At 70.4% G+C, this 14,429-nt stretch carries 11 protein-coding genes; 5 read left to right on the forward strand and 6 right to left on the reverse strand.

Annotated elements, in window-relative coordinates; translation table 11 throughout:
- Positions 1 to 81: 81 nt before the first annotated feature.
- Positions 82 to 588, forward strand: coding sequence for a CGNR zinc finger domain-containing protein (locus tag KJK29_RS22750; protein ID WP_215120992.1), 507 nt, complete (start codon positions 82 to 84; stop codon positions 586 to 588).
- 137 nt (positions 589 to 725) lie between these two features.
- Here KJK29_RS22750 and KJK29_RS22755 read toward each other — a convergent pair whose 3' ends face one another.
- On the reverse strand, positions 726 to 2,069 hold the full coding sequence (locus KJK29_RS22755) for a UDP-glucose dehydrogenase family protein (protein WP_215120993.1): 1,344 nt from the start codon (positions 2,067 to 2,069) through the stop codon (positions 726 to 728).
- 189 nt (positions 2,070 to 2,258) lie between these two features.
- Here KJK29_RS22755 and KJK29_RS22760 point away from each other — a divergent pair, with 189 nt between their 5' ends.
- Complete coding sequence (locus KJK29_RS22760) at positions 2,259 to 3,416, forward strand: acyl-CoA dehydrogenase (protein WP_255961298.1); 1,158 nt, start codon at positions 2,259 to 2,261, stop codon at positions 3,414 to 3,416.
- Between the two features lie 204 nt (positions 3,417 to 3,620).
- Positions 3,621 to 3,986, forward strand: coding sequence for a four-helix bundle copper-binding protein (locus KJK29_RS22765; protein ID WP_215120994.1), 366 nt, complete (start codon positions 3,621 to 3,623; stop codon positions 3,984 to 3,986).
- A gap of 81 nt (positions 3,987 to 4,067) precedes the next feature.
- Here the strand turns inward: KJK29_RS22765 and KJK29_RS22770 are convergent, their stop codons facing one another.
- Positions 4,068 to 5,369, reverse strand: coding sequence for an LCP family protein (locus KJK29_RS22770; protein WP_215120995.1), 1,302 nt, complete (start codon positions 5,367 to 5,369; stop codon positions 4,068 to 4,070).
- 119 nt (positions 5,370 to 5,488) lie between these two features.
- Here KJK29_RS22770 and KJK29_RS22775 point away from each other — a divergent pair, with 119 nt between their 5' ends.
- Positions 5,489 to 6,046 carry an acyl-CoA thioesterase gene (locus KJK29_RS22775; protein WP_215120996.1) on the forward strand — a complete coding sequence of 186 codons (558 nt, stop codon included), beginning with the start codon at positions 5,489 to 5,491 and terminating at the stop codon, positions 6,044 to 6,046.
- 9 nt (positions 6,047 to 6,055) lie between these two features.
- Here the strand turns inward: KJK29_RS22775 and KJK29_RS22780 are convergent, their stop codons facing one another.
- Complete coding sequence (locus KJK29_RS22780; RefSeq protein WP_215120997.1) at positions 6,056 to 7,546, reverse strand: LCP family protein; 1,491 nt, start codon at positions 7,544 to 7,546, stop codon at positions 6,056 to 6,058.
- A 127-nt stretch (positions 7,547 to 7,673) separates the two neighbouring features.
- On the opposite strand from KJK29_RS22780, the gene KJK29_RS22785 reads away from it, so the two are divergent.
- On the forward strand, positions 7,674 to 8,711 hold the full coding sequence (locus KJK29_RS22785; protein ID WP_215120998.1) for a glycosyltransferase family 2 protein: 1,038 nt from the start codon (positions 7,674 to 7,676) through the stop codon (positions 8,709 to 8,711).
- Positions 8,712 to 8,768: 57 nt separating this feature from the next.
- On the opposite strand, the gene KJK29_RS22790 is transcribed toward KJK29_RS22785, so the two are convergent.
- The 3 genes from KJK29_RS22790 to KJK29_RS22800 all read right to left on the reverse strand — a co-directional run bounded on the left by KJK29_RS22790 (position 8,769) and on the right by KJK29_RS22800 (position 14,413).
- Positions 8,769 to 10,742, reverse strand: coding sequence for an LCP family protein (locus KJK29_RS22790; RefSeq protein ID WP_370869153.1), 1,974 nt, complete (start codon positions 10,740 to 10,742; stop codon positions 8,769 to 8,771).
- A gap of 62 nt (positions 10,743 to 10,804) precedes the next feature.
- Complete coding sequence (locus KJK29_RS22795; RefSeq protein WP_215120999.1) at positions 10,805 to 12,571, reverse strand: LCP family protein; 1,767 nt, start codon at positions 12,569 to 12,571, stop codon at positions 10,805 to 10,807.
- Between the two features lie 186 nt (positions 12,572 to 12,757).
- On the reverse strand, positions 12,758 to 14,413 hold the full coding sequence (locus KJK29_RS22800; RefSeq protein WP_215121000.1) for an LCP family protein: 1,656 nt from the start codon (positions 14,411 to 14,413) through the stop codon (positions 12,758 to 12,760).
- Positions 14,414 to 14,429 lie beyond the last annotated feature (16 nt).

A 14,429-nucleotide genomic window follows, 5' to 3' on the forward strand; every position in this document is an offset into this window, starting at 1 on the left:
CGGATAACCAGTAACCGTTACTGCATGCTCCCCCATGGGCGGTAACCTCGCAAGGGAAAACGCGAGAGGTACGGTCCAGCCATGACGGAGAGATCGCCCGCGCCCGGCGGCCTGGCCCTGGTCGAGGCCCTGGTGAACACCCTGGACATCGAGTCGGGCGCCGACACGCTGGACTCGCCCGAGGGCCGGGCGCGCTTCGGGATCGCCCCGGACGAGACGGACCGGGCCCGCGCCCTGCGCGAGTCCCTGCGCGCGACCCTCCTCGCCCACGCCGGCCACCCGCCGCACCGCGAGACGCCCCCGCTCGGCGACCTCCTGGCCCACGCCCCGCTCATCGTCACCGTCGACCCGACCGACGGCTCGGCCACCCTGACACCCGCCGACGACCACTCCCTGCCCGCCCGCGTCGCCGCCGCCGTCGCCGAATCCCTCACCGCCGGCACCTGGACCCGCCTCAAGGCCTGCGAGGCCCCCGACTGCCACTGGGCCTACTACGACCGCAGCCCGGCGGGCCGGGGCCGCTGGTGCTCGATGCAGGTGTGCGGGGCGCGCGCGAAGATGCGGCGCTACCGGGCGAAGGGGGCGTGACCCGCCCGCGCACGGGTCCGGTGGGGCAGAATGCACAGTGACGCCGGTTCGGCCGACTGAGCCTCGGCCGAACCGGCGTCACCTTTCTCGGGGCACCTCAGGCACCTTCCGGCGTCTTCAGGTGCCGTCAGGCGTCTTCAGGCCTTGGGGCGCCCCATCGCACGGTACGTCCAGCCGGCCTTGCGCCAGCGGTCCGGGTCGAGGGCGTTGCGGCCGTCCAGGACGAGACGGGTCGCCGCCACTTCGCCGAGGGCCTCCGTGTCCAGCTCCCGGAACTCCCGCCACTCCGTCAGATGCAGCACTATGTCGGCGCCCCGGACGGCCTCCAGCGCCGAGTCCGCGTAGCCGAGGGTCGGGAAGACCCGGCGGGCGTTGTCCATGCCCTTGGGGTCGTAGACCGTGACCTGGCCGCCCTGGAGGTGGATCTGCCCGGCGACGTTCAGCGCGGGGGAGTCCCGGACGTCGTCCGAGTCCGGCTTGAAGGTCGCACCCAGCACCGCCACGCGCTTGCCGAGGAACGGCCCGCCGCCCAGCGCCTGCCGCGCCAGCTCCACCATCTGCCCGCGCTGGCGCATGTTGATGGAGTCGATCTCCCGCAGGAACGTCAGCGCCTGGTCCGCGCCCAGCTCACCGGCGCGCGCCATGAACGCCCGGATGTCCTTCGGCAGACAGCCGCCGCCGAAGCCGATCCCGGCCCGCAGGAACTTCTTGCCGATCCGGTCGTCGTAGCCGATGGCCTCCGCCAGCTTGGCGACGTCACCGCCCGCGGCCTCGCACACCTCCGCCATCGCGTTGATGAACGAGATCTTCGTGGCGAGGAAGGAGTTCGCGGAGGTCTTCACCAGCTCCGAGGTCGGGAAGTCGGTCACCACGAACGGCGAGCCCTCCGCGATCGGCGTGGCGTACACCTCCCGCAGCAGCTTCTCGGCCCGCTCGCTGCGCACCCCCACCACCAGCCGGTCGGGATGCAGCGTGTCGTCGACCGCGAAGCCCTCGCGCAGGAACTCCGGGTTCCAGGCCAGCTCGGCGTCCGCACCGGCGGGCGCGTGCGCGGCCAGATAGGCGGCGAGCCGGTCCGCGGAACCCACCGGCACGGTCGACTTGCCCACCACCAGGGCCGGCCCGTGCAGATGCGGGGCGAGCGAGGCGATCGCGGAGTCGACGTACGACATGTCACAGGCGTACTCGCCGTGCCGCTGCGGAGTGTTCACACAGACGAAGTGCACATCCCCGAACGCACCGACCTCGGCGAAGTCCTGGGTGAAGCGCAGCCGCCCGCTGGAGCCCTCGATACCGGCGACGTGCTTGCGCAGCAGCTCCTCGAGCCCCGGCTCGTACATCGGGGCCTCGGCGCGCTCCAGCTTCTCGATCTTCTCGGGCACCACATCGAGCGCGAGCACCTCGAAGCCCAGCTCGGCCATGGCCGCCGCGTGTGTCGCGCCGAGATAACCGGTGCCGATCACGGTGATCTTCAGGGCCATGGGGTGCTCCAGGGGTCTACGGCATGTGGTGCGCGCCCGAGCATAGCCGGGGCATGGGAGCGCGCTTCACTGGGCAACTTCTCCGCTGTCGTCTAGCTCACGTATCACTCCCGGGGGCGACCCCATAAACTTTTGATTACTTAACGGTAGTTAGCGTCAGCATCGCAGCGTTTTGGAGCGTGAGAGACCTTGGCCGGATCGGCTGACTTCGACCTGTACCGCCCGTCCGAGGAGCACGACATGCTCCGTGACGCCGTCCGCTCCCTGGCCGAGGCGAAGATCGCGCCGCACGCCGCCGCGGTGGACGAGGAAGCCCGCTTCCCGCAGGAGGCGCTCGACGCGCTCGTCGGCAACGACCTGCACGCCGTGCACGTACCCGAGGAGTACGGCGGGTCGGGCGCCGACGCGCTGGCCACCGTCATAGTCATCGAGGAGGTCTCGCGCGTCTGCGCCTCGTCCTCCCTCATCCCGGCGGTGAACAAGCTGGGCTCGCTCCCGGTGATCCTCTCCGGCTCCGAGGACCTCAAGAAGCGGTACATGACCCCGCTCGCCAAGGGCGACGGCATGTTCTCGTACTGCCTGTCCGAGCCGGACGCCGGCTCCGACGCCGCCGGCATGAAGACCAAGGCCGTCCGCGACGGCGACCACTGGATCCTCAACGGCGTGAAGCGCTGGATCACCAACGCCGGCGAGTCCGAGTACTACACGGTGATGGCCGTCACGGACCCGGCCAAGCGCTCCAAGGGCATCTCGGCCTTCGTCGTCGAGAAGTCCGACGAGGGCGTCTCCTTCGGCGCCCCCGAGAAGAAGCTCGGCATCAAGGGCTCCCCGACCCGCGAGGTCTACCTCGACAACGTCCGCATCCCCGCCGACCGCATGATCGGCGAGGAGGGCACCGGCTTCGCCACGGCGATGAAGACCCTCGACCACACCCGCATCACCATCGCCGCCCAGGCCCTCGGCATCGCCCAGGGCGCCCTCGACTACGCCAAGGGCTACGTCCAGGAGCGCAAGCAGTTCGGCAAGGCGATCGCCGACTTCCAGGGCATCCAGTTCATGCTCGCCGACATGGCCATGAAGATCTCGGCCGCCCGCGCCCTGACCTACCAGGCCGCCGCCGCCTCCGAACGCGGCGACGCCGACCTCACCTACCAGGGCGCCGCCGCCAAGTGCTTCGCCTCGGACGTCGCCATGGAGGTCACCACGGACGCCGTCCAGCTCCTCGGCGGCTACGGCTACACGCGCGACTACCCGGTGGAGCGCATGATGCGCGACGCCAAGATCACCCAGATCTACGAGGGCACCAACCAGGTCCAGCGCATCGTCATCGCCCGCAACCTGCCGTAAGGCCCTCGGCACCGCCGCTCCGCCTCACCGGTCGCCCTCCGCCCGCTCCGCCGGGCCGGAGGGCGAGCGTCGTTTCGGAAGGCTCTGACGCACGCATGGCGGATTCCTTCCCTCCGCCCCATGGCGGCCGGCGCCGCGCAGGCGTAGGACGGAAGGCACGGGGGCCGACCCCCGGCCCCCACCGTCCCCACCCCGGAGGAAGTCATGACCCAGCAGCCCGCCACCATGACCCCGCTGAGCAAGGAGATGCAGGACTGCGTCCAGGCGTGCATGGCCTGCCACAGCGTGTGCGAGGAGACCATGAGCTCCTGCCTGCAGATGGGCGGCCCGGCCCAGATGCAGATCATGCGCGCCGTCATGGACTGCGCCGAGATGACGCGCATGTGCGCCGACATGATGATGCGCCGCTCGCCGCTGTCGGCCGAGATGTGCGCGATGTGCGCCAAGGCCTGTGACATGTGCGCCGAGGCGTGTATGTCCATGCCGGACGACGACCAGATGATGCGCTGCGCCGAGGCGTGTCGCCGCTGCGCCGAGATGTGCCGCTCGATGTCGGCCGCCACGATGTGAGGACCGCCTCACGCGAAGAGGGGGCACCCGCCCGGGTGCCCCCTCTTTTCTGCTGCCGCGTGCTGTGCCGCCGCCGTGTGCTCAGTTGCTGGAGACGGTGACCTTCTCGTCGTTCTTCAGCTCGTTCACCAGCTGCTTCACCTTGGCGGTGTCCCACTGGAGGTTGCCGTTCGCGGCGTTGCCCGAGATCGGCATGTTCATCGACTTGCCCTCGCCGCCACTGACGCCCTTCATCGCCCAGAACATGGACGCCAGGTCGTACAGGCCCATGTCCTTGTCGACCACGAGGGAGTCCAGGCCCGCGCCCATCGTCGGGTACAGCTTGAACGGGTTGAGGATCGTGCTCGGCGTGGCGACCTGGTTGGCCAGGGCCGACAGGAACTTCTGCTGGTTCTTCGTACGGTCCAGGTCGGAGCCCTTGAGGGCGTAGCGGGTGCGGACGAAGGCGAGGGCCTGCTCGCCGCTCAGCGTCTGCTTGCCCTTCTTGAAGTCCGCGCCGGACTTGGTGTCCTTGATGTCCTGCGGGATGTCCATCTCGACGCCGCCGACCGCGTCCACGATGCTCGCGAAGCCGCCGAAGCCGATCTCCACGTAGTGGTCGATGTGCAGGTCCGTGTTGGCCTCGACGGTACGGACCAGCAGCTCCGGGCCGTCCTCCGCGTACGCCGCGTTCAGCTTCGTCTGGCGGCCGGTGCCGGGGTAGACCTTCCCGGAGTCGGAGCCCTTGAAGGACGGGATCGTGACGTTCGAGTCACGCGGCAGGGAGATCAGCGTCGGGCCGTTGCTGCCGGTGTGCAGGATCATCATCGAGTCCGTGCGCTTGCCCTCGGCGGAGCCGGTGCGGAGTCTCTTCTTCTCCTCGGCCGACATGCCCGCGCGGCTGTCGGAGCCGACGATCAGGTAGTTCGTGCCCTCGCCCGCCTCCGGCCGCTCGATGACCTGCGACAGGTCGACGTCGCGGTTGAGCTTGGAGTCGGCCCAGAAGTACGTGGCGACGCTCGTCACCACCAGCACCGTCACCAGCGTGATGGTCGTCACCTTGATACGGCGGCGCCAGTTCGGCGCGGGACGCGGCTCGTACATGCCGTCGCCCGGGCCGCCGGGGCCCCGGCCGCCGGGGGAGCCGTAGACCTGGCCGGTGTTGTAGCCGCTGTCGTAACCGTCGCCGGGAGCGCCGTAGCCGCCGTCGACGTACGACGGCTGCTGCGGTACTCCGCCGCCGTACGGCGGCGCCCCGCCGTACCCGGCCTGCCCGGGCGACGGCGCCGGGCCACGGCGGACCTGCCGCATGACGCGTGCGTTCTCGGGCTGTGCGCTCGAGCTTCCGCGTCCGTAGCGGTTGCCGCGGTTGTCGTCGGACCGCCCCTCGGGCCAAGTGTTCATGCGCCCCAGTGTGCAGGTCCCCGTAGTGCGCCATACAAGAGTCGTCGGAAAATCAGAGCACGGCTGTGGCGAAGCTGACACAAAACGTCCCCATACCGCGTCCGCATAGGGTAGGGGCCATGACAGACCAGGCCCCAGCTGCGGATTCCGGCAGTACGGAAATCCCGGGCAAGCCGACTTCGGCGTCCCGTACCACCCTCAGTCACATCATGACCCACAACGACACGAACCTGCTGGGGACGGTGCACGGCGGGGTGATCATGAAGCTGGTCGACGACGCGGCGGGGGCCGTGGCCGGGCGGCACTCCGGCGGGCCGGCGGTCACCGCCTCCATGGACGAGATGGCGTTCCTGGAGCCCGTCCGCGTCGGTGACCTCGTTCACGTCAAGGCGCAGGTCAACTGGACCGGCCGTACCTCCATGGAGGTCGGCGTCCGGGTCCTGGCCGAACGCTGGAACGAGTCCGCCCCGCCCACCCAGGTCGGCTCCGCCTACCTCGTCTTCGCCGGGGTCGACGCCGACGGCAAGCCCCGCCGCGTCCCACCCGTCCTCCCGGAAACGGAACGCGACAAGCGCCGCTACCAGGAGGCCCAGATCCGCCGCACCCACCGCCTGGCCCGCCGCCGCGCGATCATGGAACTGCGGGAGAAGCGGGCGGCGGAGGGCTTCGAGGACTGACGGGTCCTTCTACGAGCACGCCACCTCGTCCCCCCGTACCACCACGCCCGACTCGCCCTGCCCCGCGTCCTCCGCCCGCACCTTGCGGACGCGTTCGAAGTCCGTGCCCGCGATGACCTTCAGGGTCGCTCCCAGGCCCGGGGCCGCGCGCAGTTCGCTGCCCGGCAGGGCCGCCGCGAGGGACTTGGCGGAGCGGTCCCAGCGGGGGTCGTAGACGATGACCGTCCGCTTCGCGTCGGGGGTGGCGGCGTTCACCGGGGCTCCCGTCGTACGGAAGCCCGTCGCGACCAGCGCCGCGTCGACCCGGCGGCCGAGGCCGGGCGTGGGGGTGCCGTTCTCCACCTGGACGCTGATCTGCTGCGGGGCGACCGGGACGACCCGGGCCTCGCCGCTCGACCGCCGCACGGACAGCGGCTGGTCCGCGCGCAGGGCGTGGAAGATCCGCTCCGCCTTCGCGGAGTCCCACTTCAGGGTCGAGCCGACGCCCTCGACGGCGTATCCGAGCTGCTGGATGGGGACGGTCGTGAACTCGGAGGAGGAGGGGGAGAAGTTCCGCATGGCCCGGCCCAGGGCCAGCATCTCGTCCGTGCCGAAGCCCTTGTCGGCCCGCACCGAGCCGAGGACCGCCCGGGTCACGTCCCGGAACTTCATCGGGTTCAGCAGGATCCCGGAGGACATGACCCGCTCCACGAGCGCGGCCATGAAGCGCTGCTGCCGTTTCATCCGGCCCAGATCCGACGCCCCGTCGACATGGCGTGCGCGCACATACTGAAGCGCCTGCCCGCCTTCGAGGGTGTGGCGCCCGGCCGGCAGGTTCAGTCCGGTGTAGCTGTCGTTCAGGGGGGCGGCCGTGCAGATCTGCACGCCCCCGACCACGTCCACCGTCTTCATGAAGCTCGTGAAGTCGACCTCCAGGTAGTGGTCGATCTTCACCCGGGTCATGTTCTCGACCGTCCGCACGGTCAGCGACGCCCCGCCCTCGGCGTACGCCGCGTTCAGCTTGATGGGGTGGCCCTCGTGCCGTCTGCCCGTCGTACGGTCGACATGCGCCGGCGTCACGGCGTACGAGTCGCGCGGCAGGCTCACCACGCTCGCCCGCTCCCGGTCCTGGGAGATGTGCACGATCATCATCGTGTCGGTGCAGTGGCAGGGCGCGCCGCCGAGCCGGTACTTCTGCCGCTCGTCCCGGCTGATCTTCTCGCGGCCGTCGGTGCCGACCAGCAGGACGTTCATGCCGTGGCCCGCCTGGGGCCGGTTCTTCATGTCCTTGAAGGCGTCGACCCGGGCGATGTCCGCGTCCAGGCTCGTGACCACCGCGTGCCCGATGCCGGCGGACGCGAGGACCACCACGGACAGCGTGGTGAGCGCCCGCATGCCCCAGCGCGGCTTCCGGCGCCGCACCGGCGGCGCGGGCCTGCGAGGGCGCCGCCCGGAGGAGGGCGGCTGCGGGCGGCGCTGCGGGGCGGTGGTGGTCCGGGGGGACCGCGACGGCGTGGGCAAGAGGACACCTCCGGACGACGGCCGTACGTGGGATCCGTGACACCGTAGGCCGATACGATCTGCAGCCCGCGGTACCGCCCCGGCGGCGCGCAACGGTGTCCCCCGTTCGCGGTAACGTGAGGCCCCTATGAACGCCAATCCCGACGTGCGCCACCCCGCCGTTTCCGTGATCATGCCCGTCCTCAATGAGGAACGGCATCTGCGGGGAGCAGTCCAAGCGATCCTCGCGCAGGAGTACGCCGGCGAGATGGAGGTCGTGATCGCCCTGGGTCCGTCCACGGACCGCACGGACGAGATCGCGGCTCAGCTCGTCGCGGACGACCCGCGTGTGCACACCGTCCCGAACCCGACCGGTCGCACGCCGGCCGCCCTGAACGCGGCGATCAACGCCTCCCGCCACCCGATCGTCGTGCGCGTCGACGGGCACGGCATGCTCTCGCCGAACTACATCGCCACCGCCGTACGGCTCCTTCAGGAGACCGGCGCGCAGAACGTCGGCGGCGTCATGCACGCCGAGGGCGAGAACGACTGGGAGCACGCAGTCGCCGCCGCGATGACCTCGAAGATAGGGGTCGGCAACGCCGCCTTCCACACCGGCGGCGAGGCCCAGCAGGCCGACACCGTCTACCTCGGCGTCTTCCGGCGCGAGGCGCTGGAGCAGCAGGGCGGCTACAACGTGGAGTTCATCCGCGCCCAGGACTGGGAGCTGAACTTCCGCATCCGTGAGGCCGGCGGGCTGATCTGGTTCTCGCCCGAGCTGCGGGTGTCGTACCGGCCGCGGCCGAGCGTGAAGGCCCTCGCCAAGCAGTACAAGGACTACGGCCGCTGGCGGCATGTCGTCGCCCGCTACCACGAGGGTTCGATCAACCTGCGCTATCTCGCCCCGCCGACCGCCGTGTGCGCGATCGCGGCCGGGACCCTGGTGGGCGCGCTGCTGACGCCGTGGGGCTTCGTGGTGCCCGGCGGCTATCTCGCGGCGATCCTCGCCGGTTCGGTCCCGGCGGGCAAGGGGCTGCCGCTGAAGGCGCGGCTGCAGATCCCCGTGGCGCTGGCCACCATGCACATGTCGTGGGGCTGGGGCTTTCTGACCAGTCCGCGGGCGCTGGCCCGCAAGGTGATCGCGAGCCGGCGGCCTGCCGTGCGTGCGGACGCTTCCGCGAGCTGAATCACCGGCGTATCGGCGCGGGCCCTTTCCCTCGGCGGGGAAAGGGCCCGTCGCCGTTCAGTCCCAGACGAACGCCGGGCTCACGTGCATACAGGCCTTGTCGTCGGCGCCGTTGAGCGCCTCGGCCGACTTCGGGGTCTTGTCGTTCTCCTCGGGCGCCTTGTAGTCCGCGCCCTCCCGCCAGTCGGCGCCCACGACGAGGGTGATGCCGGAGACGTCGGTGGAGCGCTGCACCGAACTCAGCGGGACGCCCAGGGCCTTGGCGAGACGCTGGGCGTCGCCCTCCAGGTCGGCGCTCGGGTAGCGGACGACGGTCCGCTCCTCGCTCCATGAGCCGGTGGTGTCGGCGACGGCCTGGGCGAAGCCCTCCTCCTTCAGCAGCCCGGCCACCGTGCCGGCGCGTCCCCGGGCCGCGGCCAGGGTGTCGGTGCGGGTGCCGTTGCGGACCTGGACGGCGATCTCGTCGTCGGCCGCGGCCGGGTCGGTGGAGCCCTGCTCGGCGGCCGGCTTCCTCGCCTTGTCCTTGCCGTCCAGGGCGATGTCCTCCCGCACCAGCCGGAACAGCTGCTCGGCGTCCTCCGTCGGTTCGACGCGGGCGCCGACGTAGCGGTTGGGCATCGTGGTCATGGTGATGCGCTTCGGCTCCACCTTGCGCAGCTCGTCGCTGAGGTCGTAGAGCTTCTTGACGGTGTCCAGGCCCGGGTCGACCGTCATGGCCCGGGTGGCCTCCTCGGCCAGTCTGCGGAGCTTGTTCGGGCTGCTCAGGGTCATGTTGTCGCGCAGCTGGCGGACCATCGCGTTCATGTACATGTGCTGGGCCTTGGCGCGGGCGAGGTCGCTGCCGTCCTCGAAGCCGTAGCGGGTGCGCAGCCACTGCAGGGCCTGCTCGCCCTGGATGTACGAGGTGCCCTTCTCCAGTTTCAGGCCCGAGCCCTTGCCGTCGGAGGTGCGGGAGTGGATGTTGGCGTCGACGCACACGGGGACGCCCCCGACGGCGTCGGCCATCGACACCACGCCGGCGAAGTCGACCATGATGAAGTGGTCGATGTGGATGCCGGTGAGCTCCTGCCAGGTGGCCACGGCGCAGCCCGGACCGCCGTGTCCGAGGCTCTGGTTGGTCATCGTCCGCCCCTGGGTCGCCTCGTACACCTTCCCGTCGTCCGGGTCGGTGCACTTCGGGATCTTCACCAGGGTGTCGCGGGGCATGCTGATGACCGACATGTTGGTGCGGTCGGCGGACAGGTGCAGCAGCATCTGGACGTCGGCGAGGGGCGTGGCGCCGAACGTCTCGCGGGCGCCGCCGAGTTTCTGGTTCTCCTTGCTGTCCCGCGCGTCGGAGCCGATGAGCAGGATGTTCAGCGGGGTCTGCCCGGCGGCGTTGGGCGTCGGAGCGGCGACCTTGCTGTCGCCGAGGTTGAGGGCGTCCTTCTTGATGTTGCCGTTCAGATGCCGGTAGTAGAGGTAACCGGCCCCGGCCGTCCCGAGTATCAGCACGGCCAGCAGCAGAGCGGACCACTTCAGCAGCCGCCGCCTGCGGGGAGCCGGACCGCCACGCGTCCGACCACCGGCCCCACCGTCGCCGCCGGCGGCATCGTCGCGGCCGGGTGAGTCCGGGGCTGTTGTCGACGGCGGGCTGTCGGGGCCGGGCGTGCTCGTGCTCGTGGTCGACGGACCTTCTGCGTCGGGCTTGCTCGCGCTCGGCAGGCTTTCGGCGTCGGGCGTGCTCGCGCTCCCGGTCGGCAGGCTTTCGGCGTCGGGCGTGCTCGCGCTCCCGGTCGGCAGACGCTCGGCGTCGGGCGTACTCGCGCTCGGCAGGCCTTCTGCGTCGGGAGGGCTCGCGCTGGGCAGGCCCTCGGCGTCCGGCGTGCCCGCGTCTCCCGCCGACGCGTCTTCGTCGCCGTCGGACGGCCGGCCGCTCGGCGTCGGCCGCTCCTCGTCCGGGTCCGGTTCGTGGCGGACGTTCTGCCGCTTACCGTCCTCCCGCACACCGCTCTGCGTCACTTCCCCGGTCCTCTCCGCCCCCCGGCGCATGCAGCAGGCCCGCCCTGCCTCCTGTTAGACGCACGACGGGCCTGTCAGTTGCCCTCAACGGGTCAACTCGCGCACTTCACCTTGTCGGCGGTGGACTTCTCCACGTCCGCCGCCTCGACCGGGGCGTTGAGCTTCACGCCGGCGCCCTTGAAGTCCTTGCCGAGGGTCAGGGTCATCGCGGGCACGCCCTGCGAGTTGTTCACACTCTCGCCGGGCTTCAGCGCGGACCCGGACAGCCCCATGATGTCGGCGAGCCGACGCGCCTGGTCGGCTTGGTCGGGGCCGTACTCGAGGGTCGTCTTCGCCAGCTCGGCGGGCGCGTTGCCGGCGTTCTCCGACTTGGTGACGCCCTCCTCGACCTGGAGGTACTGGAGGGTCTTCTGCGCGCTGCCGGCGACGGCACCGCCGTTCATGATCCGCACCCGCACCTCGGAGGCCGCGGCCTTGGTGCCCTTCAGCCGGGCGGCCTGGGCGTCCTTCTCCTTCTTCTCCTGCTGCTTGACCTCGGTGAAGGAGACGTCGTTCTCGATCATGTCGAACACCTGCGGGGCCTTGGACTCGTCGAGGACGACCGTGGCCTTCACCTTCTCCGCCGGGTTGTCCACCACCGGCACCGTCGTGAAGCTGATGTTCTTCGTCGGCACCTTCTTCAGCTCCAGGGCGACGTCCTTGAGCGTGCTGACCCTGCCGATCGCCTCGTCCACCGTCAGCGCCTTCGTCGCGGCCTCGGCCAGGTTCAGCAGCTTGGACGGGCTCGTGAGGGTGTCGCTGGAGGACATCTTGCGCATCAGTGAGCCCAGGAACTGCTGCTGCACCTTGATCCGGTCGAGGTCACCGCTGTTGCCGAAGCTCTTGCGCGTACGGACGAACGCGAGGGCCTGCTCGCCCTCGACCGTCGACTCGCCCGCGGGCAGGACGAGTTTGGACTCCTTGTCGTTGACCGGCTTCTCCACACACACGTCGACCCCGTCCACCGCCGTGGTCAGCGTCTTCACCGCGTTGAAGTCGGCCATCATGAAGTGGTCGACGGTGATGCCGGTGTTCTCCTTCACCGTGCGCATCGTGCAGCCGGGGTCGCGATCGCCCTCCCCGAGGCTCCGGTTGAAGCGGGCACCCCGGATGCCGGGGACGACCTTCTTCGAGCCGTCCTCCAGTGTCGTCGGGCAGTCGGGGATGTTCACGATCAGGTCGCGCGGGATGCTCAGCGCGGTCGCGTTGGAGCGGTCCTTCGCGACGTGCAGCAGGATCGTGGTGTCGGCGTGCCCGGAGCTGCCCTTGTCGCCGTAGCCCTCGTTGCCCTCGCCGGTGCGCTTGTCCGTGCCGATGATGAGGACGCTGAAGGCCTCGTCCTTGCTGAAGTTGCTGGCGCCCGCGTTGCCGACGTCGGTCGTCGAGACGTTGCCCTCCAGATGCTGGAGGTAGAGGTAGCCCGCCGCACTGACCCCGACCAGCACGAACGCCATCGTGCCGCCGGTCCACAGCAGGACCTTCTTCGCCTTGCCCGGCTTCTGCTGCACCGGCCGGCGCCCACCGCGGCGCCCCGGCGGCGGCTCCTCGGGAGCACCGCGCCGCCTGCGCTGCGGCGGCACCTCGGTGCGGGTCGCGCCCTCACGAGGAGCGCCCTGACGGGGAGCGCTCTCACGGGAAGCACCCCCGCGCGGAGCGGCCGAACGTGCGGGTGTCGAACGTGTGGTGGCGTTACGGGGAGCCGTCCGCGATTGCGCTCCGGATGGATTCAGTCGCAGTTCGTATTCGCCGGTGTTCGGATTGAGTACCCACTGGTCTGCGGGGTCCATCTGTTCCCCCCGCCCACGGCGTTGCGCGTCCACGGTTGTCCGATTCCTCCGTCGGGGCACGCGGCGCCTTCTCCCCCCGGAAGGCGCGCGGGTACTTGGTCATCACAGAAGCACTGGATCGCTCACACTATCCGCCCAGTTGAACGCCGGTGTGCGCTGAATGACAAATTCGACGTCCCTACATTTGGGCAATCCAGCCCAATTCCATTCTGTGAATCTCTACCAGCGGTAGGGCGCGTACACGTTCATGCACTTACCGGCGTCCGAGCCGTTGAGCGCGTCCGCGTCACCGGGGAGGTCTCCGGCCTTCGGGGCCGGCTGCTTCGGATACGACGTCCCCGTACGCCAGTCGGCGCCCACGACGACCGTCACACCGGATACGTCGGTGGACCTCCGCACCGAACTCTGCGGAATGCCGAGCGACTTGGCGACGCGCTGGGCATCGCCCGCCAGCTCGGCGCTCGGATAGCGCACGACGGTCCGCTCCTCGGCCAGCGCGCCCGAGGTGTCCGCCGCGGCCTTCGTGAAGCCCTTCCCCACGAGGGACCGGGCGATGGCGCCCGCGCGTCCGGTCACCGGGCCGAGGGTGTCGGAGCGGGTGGCGTTCCGCACCAGGACACCGATCTCGCCGTCCGCCGCGGCCGGATCCCGGGAGGCCTTCTCCGAACCGGGCTGCTTCGAACCGGCCTTCTTCGAGGCGGACTTCCCGCCCTTGTCGTCGAACGGCACGTCGTCGCGGACCATCTCCCACACCCGGTCGGCGTCGGCGCCCGCCGGTATCAGGTGATTGGCGTCCTCCGGGTCCGCGGCCGTGGGCAGCGTCGTCATGGTGATGCGGTCCGTCGGCACGGTCTTGAGCTGTGCCCCCAGGTCGTACAGCTTCTTCACCGTGCCGATCTCCTCGGACACGTGCAACGACTCGGTGGCCGCCTCGGCCAGGTCCGTCAGCCGCCCGGTGTCGGTGAAGACGTTCTGCGACTTGAGCGTGCGGATCATCGAGTTCATGTACATGTGCTGCGCCCTGGCCCGCAGCGGGTCGCTGCCCCAGGCGTGGCGGGTGCGCAGCCACTGCAGGGCCTGCTCGCCCTGGACCTTGGTCTTGCCGGCCTTCAGCTTCAGACCGGAGCCGCCGGGCACGCCGGGCAGCGGGCGGTCCCACACGTTCTGCTCCACGCACACCTCGACCCCGCCGATGGCGTCCGCCATCTTCACCACGCCCGCGAAGTCGATCGTCATCCAGTGGTCGATGTAGACCCCGGTGAGGTTCTGCCAGGTCGCCAGCGTGCAACCCGCGCCGCCCCGGGCCAGCGAGGCGTTGATGATCGTGTTGACCGGCGGGTACGTCCGGCCGGACTCCGGGTCGGTGCACTTGGGTATGTCGACGCGGGTGTCGCGCGGAATGCTCACCACGGCGGCGCTCTCGCGGTCCGCGGCCAGATGGATGAGCATCTGCACATCGCCCCGCGGCGGAGCGCCGCGGTCGTTCCTGGCGCCGCCCAGCTTCACGTTCTCGTCGGAGTTACGGCTGTCGGAGCCGATCAGCAGGATGTTCAGGGGCGTCTGCCCGGCCGCGTTCGGAGCGGCCCGCCGCGCCTTGGAGTCGCCGCTGCTGCGCTGGCCCTTCTCGATGTTGCCGTTCAGATGCTCGTAGTAGAGGTAGCCGGCGCCGGCGGTCCCGAGGACCAGCACGGAGAGGGTCGTCGCCGACCAGCGCAGTACCCGGCGTCCCCGGCGGGCCCGGCGGCCTCCGTGTCCGCCCCGGCCCTCGCGTCCGCCCCGGCCGCCGCCCGGCCCGGTGGATCCGCCCGGGGCCGGCTCACGCGGAACGGCACCCGGTTTCGTCCCCTCCCCCTGCACACCGCTGCTGCGCGCCATCTGCTTCCGCCACCCC

The organism is Streptomyces koelreuteriae (assembly GCF_018604545.1).
GTDB lineage: Bacteria > Actinomycetota > Actinomycetes > Streptomycetales > Streptomycetaceae > Streptomyces > Streptomyces koelreuteriae.

Bases quoted from the DNA above. Each gene is read 5' to 3' on its own strand.
- KJK29_RS22750 (WP_215120992.1), top strand. From the start codon at position 82: ATGACGGAGAGATCGCCCGCGCCCGGCGGCCTGGCCCTGGTCGAGGCC.
- KJK29_RS22755 (WP_215120993.1), bottom strand. From the start codon at position 2,069: ATGGCCCTGAAGATCACCGTGATCGGCACCGGTTATCTCGGCGCGACA.
- KJK29_RS22765 (WP_215120994.1), top strand. From the start codon at position 3,621: ATGACCCAGCAGCCCGCCACCATGACCCCGCTGAGCAAGGAGATGCAG.
- KJK29_RS22770 (WP_215120995.1), bottom strand. From the start codon at position 5,369: ATGAACACTTGGCCCGAGGGGCGGTCCGACGACAACCGCGGCAACCGC.
- KJK29_RS22775 (WP_215120996.1), top strand. From the start codon at position 5,489: ATGACAGACCAGGCCCCAGCTGCGGATTCCGGCAGTACGGAAATCCCG.
- KJK29_RS22785 (WP_215120998.1), top strand. From the start codon at position 7,674: ATGAACGCCAATCCCGACGTGCGCCACCCCGCCGTTTCCGTGATCATG.
- KJK29_RS22790 (WP_370869153.1), bottom strand. From the start codon at position 10,742: ATGCGCCGGGGGGCGGAGAGGACCGGGGAAGTGACGCAGAGCGGTGTG.
- KJK29_RS22800 (WP_215121000.1), bottom strand. From the start codon at position 14,413: ATGGCGCGCAGCAGCGGTGTGCAGGGGGAGGGGACGAAACCGGGTGCC.